The sequence below is a fragment of the Vibrio sp. OPT18 genome (genome assembly GCF_015163615.1).
Taxonomy (GTDB): domain Bacteria; phylum Pseudomonadota; class Gammaproteobacteria; order Enterobacterales; family Vibrionaceae; genus Vibrio; species Vibrio coralliirubri.
This window is the reverse complement of record NZ_JADDYK010000100.1, coordinates 44,072-52,123: the sequence shown is the minus strand read 5'-3', so window position 1 is coordinate 52,123 and position 8,052 is coordinate 44,072. Positions and strand designations below refer to the sequence as shown.

General features: G+C 45.0%; 8 protein-coding genes. 3 read left to right on the top strand and 5 right to left on the bottom strand.

Annotation, left to right across the window (positions count from 1 at the left end; genetic code table 11):
• The first annotated feature begins 101 nt into the window (after window positions 1-101).
• Window positions 102-662 carry a cysteine hydrolase family protein gene (locus IQQ51_RS24355; RefSeq protein ID WP_050649138.1) on the top strand — a complete coding sequence of 187 codons (561 nt, stop codon included), beginning with the start codon at window positions 102-104 and terminating at the stop codon, window positions 660-662.
• A 145-nt stretch (window positions 663-807) separates the two neighbouring features.
• Here IQQ51_RS24355 and IQQ51_RS24350 read toward each other — a convergent pair whose 3' ends face one another.
• The 4 genes from IQQ51_RS24350 to IQQ51_RS24335 form a co-directional block, all read right to left on the bottom strand.
• Complete coding sequence (locus tag IQQ51_RS24350; protein WP_048617068.1) at window positions 808-2,166, bottom strand: Na+/H+ antiporter NhaC family protein; 1,359 nt, start codon at window positions 2,164-2,166, stop codon at window positions 808-810.
• A 189-nt stretch (window positions 2,167-2,355) separates the two neighbouring features.
• Window positions 2,356-3,120, bottom strand: a complete 765-nt coding sequence (locus IQQ51_RS24345) for a hydratase (protein ID WP_017069213.1) — start codon at window positions 3,118-3,120, stop codon at window positions 2,356-2,358.
• A 205-nt stretch (window positions 3,121-3,325) separates the two neighbouring features.
• Window positions 3,326-3,631 carry a DUF3861 domain-containing protein gene (locus IQQ51_RS24340; RefSeq protein WP_017069212.1) on the bottom strand — a complete coding sequence of 102 codons (306 nt, stop codon included), beginning with the start codon at window positions 3,629-3,631 and terminating at the stop codon, window positions 3,326-3,328.
• Window positions 3,632-3,664: 33 nt separating this feature from the next.
• Window positions 3,665-4,156: a DUF2798 domain-containing protein gene (locus tag IQQ51_RS24335; RefSeq protein ID WP_193842340.1), complete on the bottom strand. Its 492-nt coding sequence runs from the start codon at window positions 4,154-4,156 to the stop codon at window positions 3,665-3,667.
• Window positions 4,157-4,253: 97 nt separating this feature from the next.
• Here IQQ51_RS24335 and IQQ51_RS24330 point away from each other — a divergent pair, with 97 nt between their 5' ends.
• On the top strand, window positions 4,254-4,679 hold the full coding sequence (locus IQQ51_RS24330) for a MarR family winged helix-turn-helix transcriptional regulator (RefSeq protein ID WP_017060573.1): 426 nt from the start codon (window positions 4,254-4,256) through the stop codon (window positions 4,677-4,679).
• Window positions 4,680-4,790: 111 nt separating this feature from the next.
• Here the strand turns inward: IQQ51_RS24330 and IQQ51_RS24325 are convergent, their stop codons facing one another.
• Window positions 4,791-5,852, bottom strand: a complete 1,062-nt coding sequence (locus IQQ51_RS24325) for an MBL fold metallo-hydrolase (RefSeq protein WP_193842339.1) — start codon at window positions 5,850-5,852, stop codon at window positions 4,791-4,793.
• Between the two features lie 281 nt (window positions 5,853-6,133).
• Between IQQ51_RS24325 and IQQ51_RS24320 the strand changes: the two genes are divergently transcribed.
• Complete coding sequence (locus IQQ51_RS24320; RefSeq protein ID WP_228013216.1) at window positions 6,134-8,032, top strand: methyl-accepting chemotaxis protein; 1,899 nt, start codon at window positions 6,134-6,136, stop codon at window positions 8,030-8,032.
• The last annotated feature ends 20 nt before the right edge of the window (window positions 8,033-8,052 follow it).

Sequence of the window (8,052 nt, the reverse complement as noted above, 5' to 3'; positions counted from 1 at the left end):
CACTATTGCCATAGAGTCTGTCATTTTTGACGTGCGATAAAAACTACAGAGTATTCATAATATCCCTACACCGCAACACACCAAATACAAAGGTATAGACAATGAAGAACACTGCATTACTACTTATCGACTTTCAAAATGACTACTTCCCTTCATACGAGGGTGCAAAGTGGGCACTGTCTGAAACGGAAAAGGCAGCCGAAAAAGGTGCTCAGTTATTACAGGCTTTCAGAGACAAGCAACTTCCTGTGGTTCATGTACGCCATGAATTTCCGACCAACGAAGCACCCTTCTTCTTGCCAGATTCAGACGGTGCTCAAATCCACAACAGCGTGACTCCGCTAGAGGGTGAACCTGTTATCGTAAAGCATCAAATCAATAGCTTTAGAGATACGGAACTGAACAAGGTGCTAAAGAATCAAGGCATTGAGAAACTGATCATCGTTGGGGCAATGAGCCACATGTGTATCGATGCTGTGACTCGTGCAGCAACCGATTTAGGCTATGAATGCCACGTAGCGCATGATGCTTGCACTACCTTAGACATGGAATTTAACGGTATTAAGGTTCCCGCTGCGCATGTCCATGCCGCATTCATGGCAGCATTGAGCTTTGGCTACTGCAATGTCGCGACGGCCAGCGAGCTTGAAAGCCAACTTTAGTAAAGCTCAAAACCGCCCACATGGGCGGTTTTGTCTATCTTCAAATCAGAGTCAGCTTCCAAGCAATTCTTTCAGGCGCAAAAAAGGCCCCTATTGAGGAGCCTTCTTATCAGAGTCAGTGATCACTCAGTTTGGACAATTGCTACTAAGCTTGAGCCACTTGACGTGCTGGGTGTTTAATAAACACAGCGACCACAGCCACGATAGCAAGCGCGAAACAGTAGTAAGAGTTAGACACGATCTCTAGCGGCGATAGGTTAAACACGGAGCCCAATAGCAACACCTGAGCACCATAAGGCAATACGCCTTGAATCACACACGAGAAAATATCCAATAAGCTTGCAGAGCGACGTGGAGATACATCGTTCTCTTCAGCTAATTGACGAGCAACACTACCAGACACAATGATTGCTACGGTGTTGTTTGCCGTACATAGGTTCACCATTGATACCAAGCCTGCAATGCCTAGCTCACTTGCGCGGCCATTCGCTTGCTTAGAGTGAGAAGAACCAAACGCACGAATCAAACCGCTCACTAAGTTGGTCAGAAACGCTAATCCACCTTGGCGACGCATCAGCTCACTCAAACCACCAATCAGCATCGACAGTAAGAAGATCTCTTGCATATTGCCAAAGCCTGCGTAGATGTCTTGAGCGTAATCCGTCATACCGTAGTTCTCAACAGAACCTAGACTTACACCACCCGCTAGCAAGATACCAATCGTCAACACAACGAATACATTCATGCCCGATACCGCAAGGATTAGGATAGTGATGTACGGAAGGACTTTCAGCCATTCAATTGGACCTGTTTCAGGTACCTGAGTCGCTGTGCTGTTGAAAGCAAAGATAACAATCGCGATAAGTGCAGCAGGCAGTGCAATACGGATGTTCTCTTTAAATTTGTCTCTCATCTCACAGCCTTGCGAGCGAGTCGCGGCAATCGTGGTATCAGAGATGATTGAAAGGTTGTCACCAAACATAGCGCCACTTAGCACTACGCCAGCGGTTAGAGGAATACTCATGCCAGCTGAGTCAGCAATGCCTAGTGCAACAGGGGCTACCGCAGCGATAGTACCCATAGAGGTGCCCATTGCGGTCGCAATGAACGCCGAAATAAGGAAGATGCCCGGTAGGATCATGCTCGTTGGGATAGCCGATAGACCAAGGTTTACCGTCGCGTCCACGCCACCAGAAGCTTTAGCCACAGCAGCAAAAGCACCCGCCAATAGGTAGATCATACACATTGCAATAATGTCTTTGTGACCCACGCCACCTAAGAACTGCTCGATCGCACGGTTCAATTTATCTTTGCTCAATAGCAGCGCTAACATCACGGCAGGCAGAGCCGCAATCGGAGCTGGAAGCTGATAGAAAGCAAAATCGACGCCTTGTAGCGACAGGTATGTACCCACGCCAATAAACAGCGCAAGGAAAACAATCAGAGGGATAAGCGCAACTGCAGAAGGGGCAATTACCGCGTTAGAATTTTTTGAATTGGACATGGAACGACAACACAATAGAACAGGAAGGTGAGCAGACTAATGTCACACTTGGAACTTGTCAACGTCTAGACGTCTAAACGCCTAATTTAATGCAAAGTAATAAGAACCTTATTGAGTATCACGTAATAAAAAAGGCTATTTACTCATCAGTAAACAGCCTTTCGATAACAGATAGTGCACCGCTAGAAGTTAGCGTTTCTGCTTGAACGTTACTTGGTATTCACCAATGCCTTCGTAGTGGAAGGTCGTTGGTTTATCGAATTCCATTTCCACGATACCGCAGTAAGAGCCCGTGATAATGGCTTCACCCGCTTGGAAATCAACACCACGACGTGTCATGTAGTTAATCAGCCAGTAAATTGGGCTTGGTGGCAGTGTATTCGGGTGCTTACCGTCGAATGCTTGAACTTGCTCGCCTTGAGTCACTTCAATACTGATCTCTGCAGAAGTGAACGCTTTTTCGCGATCAATCTCAGGGCCAATAAATAGACCTTGGTTTACTAGGCCATCGGCCAGTTTTTCATAGAACTCAGCGCCGCTGTCATCCGCAAAACGAGATTGCATTAACTCAAGTGCCATGTGACAAGAACCAATCGCTTCGTTGATTTGCTCTTCGCTGTAGCCTTCTTGGTTTGCAGGCAGACTCTTAGCAAGAGTAAATGCAATTTCAGGCTCAACACGCACTACATCGTTGTCTGCAAACAGTTCACAAACTTCGCCTTGTTGAACGCTGCCCGAGAAGATTGGCGCAACAACAAACTTGTCTTCAGCCAGAGGAAGTAAGCACTTCCAACCGCCGACTTTATCGCTTTTTAAATCGATCATTGAAGATTGGATCTTTAGCGCATCTTCCAAGTTATTTGGACGGTACTGTTCGTCCAATCTTGGTGCTTTGGTGCCAGCAACGCGACGACTCAACAGTTCTTCAGCTGCTTGTTTAAATACATTTGTCATATAATACCACCTTTAGTTTATGACCAGTATAATATCGGATTTTTTAAAGCTTGAATAGACAATTCAACAACGGTGCTACACCGAGAATTCAGCTATAAATTTTCGCATATTCTAGACGCAAACAACTGAAATTATTTTGATTTAAAGACAACAAAAGCCAGTAAGTTCGTTATTGGCTTTTCGATATGTTGCTGATGGTTAGGCTTTACTGCCCTTTCAAGGTCTTCTTAAGGTTTTGCATGAAGTCTCTGAAGTGAGGCATAAAATTAACAAACAGAGGATGCTTTCTATCTTGCATCATCAATGGACCGAGTAAGCGGATACTCACACCCAGTCGTGCTGCTGATTGCTCATCTAAGCCGCTGTCTTGTTTGATCTTCTCAACAATCGCGAACATGTTTTCTCTGTCTTCAATTTCAAACTGCATGGTTTGAAGTTCGCGGTCTTCTTTAACGCTCACTTCTTCAATAGTGATGCGGTAGTTATTGTGTTTGCCTGTAAATGCTTTCATGTGGATCTCCTACAATGCTGTGAAATGTTTTGGCTAGCTCTTCATGAATCGTTCTAGCTTAGGTTTAACCGTCATCGACATTACGACCATGATCGTAAGGCCAATAGGAAGCGCGGCAATAAATCCATTAAACCATCCACTGGTAAACGCCGATGTATCCGAAAATCCAATATTATTTGCCGCTGTTACAAATGCCATCATGGACTCCATTATGAATGCCATGATCAGTCCCACGATCAGGTTGCGAACTTTCTCGCCATAAGTTGTGAACACTCTAGCAACGGCTTTGGTGACTAAAGCCATCATCACCGCGCCCATTGGCATCATGATCACGGCAACAAGGGCTAACGAAGAAAGCCAGTTGCCAATAAATGCCTCGCCGAATCCGACATTCATGTAAGTCATCACGGCCGTTAAGCTGCCGCCAATGGTTAGCATTAAGCTCATCATGACCAAAATTTTGTATAAAACGGGTGTGCCTTTTTGCTCAGGAAGAGTTGGCGTAAGTGTTGCTTGAATCGTCATATCTATTTCCTGTCTTGAATTTACGAACAATTAAGTTGATAATGTCAACTATAAATACAGTGGTTGATAAAGTCAACTATATTTCTAAGGATCGTTTATGTCTGATAACACATCGCTAGAGTCTATCTTTCGTTTAGTGCACTCTTTGAAACGTCAAATGAGCGAACAGATTGAGAGCTTAGACTCAGAGATCGCACCTATGAACATTCGTGTCATGAAGATCATTACTAAGAAGTCTCCATGCACCGCTATCGATATTGCGCACTTCCTAGATCGTGATAAAGCACAGGTCACTCGGCTCATTAATGCCTTGATCAATCAGGAACTTGTGAAGAAGTCTCCGAACCCGGAAGACAAGCGCAGTCAGTTATTGGTTCTGACCGATAAGGGTCAAGAGATCATGAGTAAGGTCTCGGATATCGATCGAGACATGCTGAAGAGAATGACTAAAGGCATGGCCGAAGATGAGCTAGAGCAATTCAGAAAAATTGCGAAGAAAATGGCGCAGAACTTAGAAAGCTGATCTTCAAAATAAAACGAAAAAACGCCACCGAATCATAAGATCGGTGGCGTTTTGTGTATAAGTTGGGTTGTACAGCTTAGTGGTTTAGCTATGTCTATTTGGATGACAGCTCTAATTCGATGCCAGTTTCCACCATGCCTGAACAGGTACCGGCTCTGAGATCACCAAACGTTCACCCATCACAGGGCTTACCATTTGTACAGCTCGCTCTTTGCTTATCGCCAGTGCTTGTTCCATTGGGTCTTGCCAATCATGCATAGAAAGGTCGAAGGTACTGTTGTGGATTGGCATCATCACCTTACCTTGCAGATCAATGTGCGCCTGAACACTCTGTTCTGGGAACATATGAATATCCGCCCAAAGTGAGTTATACGCGCCCGTTTCAACCATGGTTAAATCAAACGGCCCGAAACGGTCGCCAATCTCTTTAAAGCCGCTGAAGTAACCAGAATCACCGCTAAAGAAGACTTTCTTGTCTGAAGCGTTAATAACCCAACTGCCCCACAGTGTTTGGTCACGATCAAGCAAGCCACGCCCAGAGAAATGCTGTGTCGGTGTCAACGTGAACTCAATATCTGAGGCCGTTGCCGATTCCCACCAGTTCAATTCGATGATCTTCTCTTTATCCACGCCCCACTTTTCCAATAGTGCGCCCACTCTTAATGGCACTAGGAACGTACCAACTTTGTCAGCGAGCACCTTAACGGCACCTTTGTCTAAATGGTCGTAGTGATCGTGGCTGATCACCACCACGTCGATATCAGGTAGGTCTTGCAGTGTGATTGGTGTCGGATGAAAACGTTTTGGCCCCATCCATTGCACGGGTGATGCACGATCACTGAACACAGGATCGGTCATCACTAACTTGCCATCCAGCTTCATCATCACACTGGAGTGACCTAAGCGGTAAGCAACGTCGTCTTGTTCTTCGATCAATTGCTCAGCTGTCATTGGAATCAAAGGCAATGCAGCGCGCGGCACTGGCTCGTTTCTTTCCACAGTCACGTATGCTTTTAAGATTGAAAAAATATCAGACATACCCGATTTGTATTCCAACTCACTGTTAGCAAACTTCTTTGGAAGCTTATCTAGATTGTCGTTTGATTGTGAACCTGTGCTTACGATAGCGACCACGGCAAGTACTCCTAAAATCGGTAATAGATATTTTTTCATTGGTATCTCTTCATCGGTTGGGATAGGCCCAACACATAAACTACACCGACTAGTTTACATACCAAAACCAAAAAGTAAACCAATGAGTGTAATTTTAAGTTTATCGACGATAAAGCATACAGAACCTTCATCCCAGATCGTACTGACCGTCTACCGTCTTAAAGCTGTACAAATATCGCACAACGCTCACTTCTAAGATTCGTTTCTTGACCATTGAGTCAGGTTTTATTTAACATTGCATTTACAAATGGATGTTAAATGTTTTTAGAAGGGAATCTAAATTGCACTTTACGATACGAACTAAAGCAATATTGGCGACGATCATCGCTGCTCTGGCCATTATTAGCGTGATGGGGATATATTCATTTCAATCAAGCCGAGCCATCTTGATTGACAGAACCTTTGAAAGAGAGCTACCTGCGTCACTTGGCGAGGTAAGCAATGAAATCAATCTCAAGCTAGAAACTCCTATTCTCGCTTCAAAGATGATGACGCTGTCTCCTTTGATGAAAAAAAACTCACTATCTGAGGAAGATCTTCGCGCCTATCTTGATTCCGTCAAAAACGAATTCAACGCCATCAGTGCCTATTACGTCTCCAACGAAGCAAGCACTTACTACACCCATAACGGTGCCCTAAAAACCATCTCTACAAATGAACAAAGCGATCAATGGTTCTACCGTTTCATTCAGTCAGATCAAGCCTTTGAGCTCTCTTTGGATATTGATGCTGCAACAGGCATTCCTGCGCTATTTGTTAATTATGTAGTCACTCGCAATGGAAAACGAATTGGCGTCACAGGGATCGGTTTAACCTTGGAAAGCATCACCCAATTGATCAGCAACTACAGTATTGGTGAAAGCGGCATTGTTTTCCTTGTCGATCACCAAGGCATCATCAAGGTTCACCCAAACAAAAACTTAATTGGTCAGTCACTCGATTCTGTTGGAATTGACAGTAGCCAGTTGCTTGGAAGCCAGCAAACCATTGTTCATGAGGGTGTTGTTGACAGGCATCCTCAGATTCTAGGGTCCAAAGCCATGCCGGGCATCGGTTGGACTCTAATTACTCAGATCCCTAAACAAGAAGTGTTGAGTGAATTAAACGGCTTCAGTCAAACCATAATCTTTATGGCGCTGCTCATTGCTGCTATCTACACCCCAATTGCAGCGTGGGCGACCAACAAACTGCTGTTACCCTTCGTGGAAGTAGCTGAGCTATTACAACAGATAGGAAAAGGCGGAGGCGATCTGACGCTTCGCTTAGATGATTCCCGTCATGATGAAATTGGTCAGATAGCAAAAGGATACAACCAATTTGTTCAATACCTTAGCGACCTGCTTAAAGATGTGTCGAATAGCGGTTTACAAATATCAGAGTCGATTCAAAGCGTCGACCGAATGGCGCAGTCGATGGAGCAAGACATCAAACAACAAACCAGCCAGATAGAACAAGTCGCAACCGCGATTCACGAGATGGGAGCGAGCTCAGACGAAATCGCCCAAAACGCGAATGGTGCGGCTGACAGTGCAAAACACGCAGCAAGTGCGATTAACATCGGACAAAAATCGGTGACCATCACGTCAGAAAGCATTGAACACATGAACCAGCAACTCGATGACACGACCGCAATCGTTAATCAACTAGCTCAAGATGCGAGCTCTATCGACACCGTGTTGGACGTGATCAGCGGTGTTTCTGAACAAACGAATTTACTGGCGTTGAATGCCGCGATTGAAGCTGCTCGAGCAGGAGAACAAGGCCGAGGTTTTGCGGTGGTTGCTGACGAAGTAAGAACCCTCGCTTCACGCAGCCAAGCATCAACAGAAGAGATACGCGCTATTATCGAGAAGCTACAGCACCGAACACAACAAGCGGTTGCTGCGATTGAAACTAGCACTACTCTAGGGAGCAACTGTCAAGTTGAAGCTTCTAATTCAGAACTGCAGCTCTCAAGCATTTCTCAGAGTGTCAATGAGATGAATGCGATGAACATCCAGATCGCCTCGGCGACGGGCCAGCAATCTAATGTCATCAACGAGATATCGCCACACATCTCAGGCATTTCTGAAATAGCCCGAGAGAGCGACAATATGATAGAGAAAACGGCGCAAGAGTGTCAGCACCTACGGGCCAAAGCCATGCATTTAACGAGTTTGGTTTCTCAATTCAAATGCTAACTTCAAAGACACACTAAATA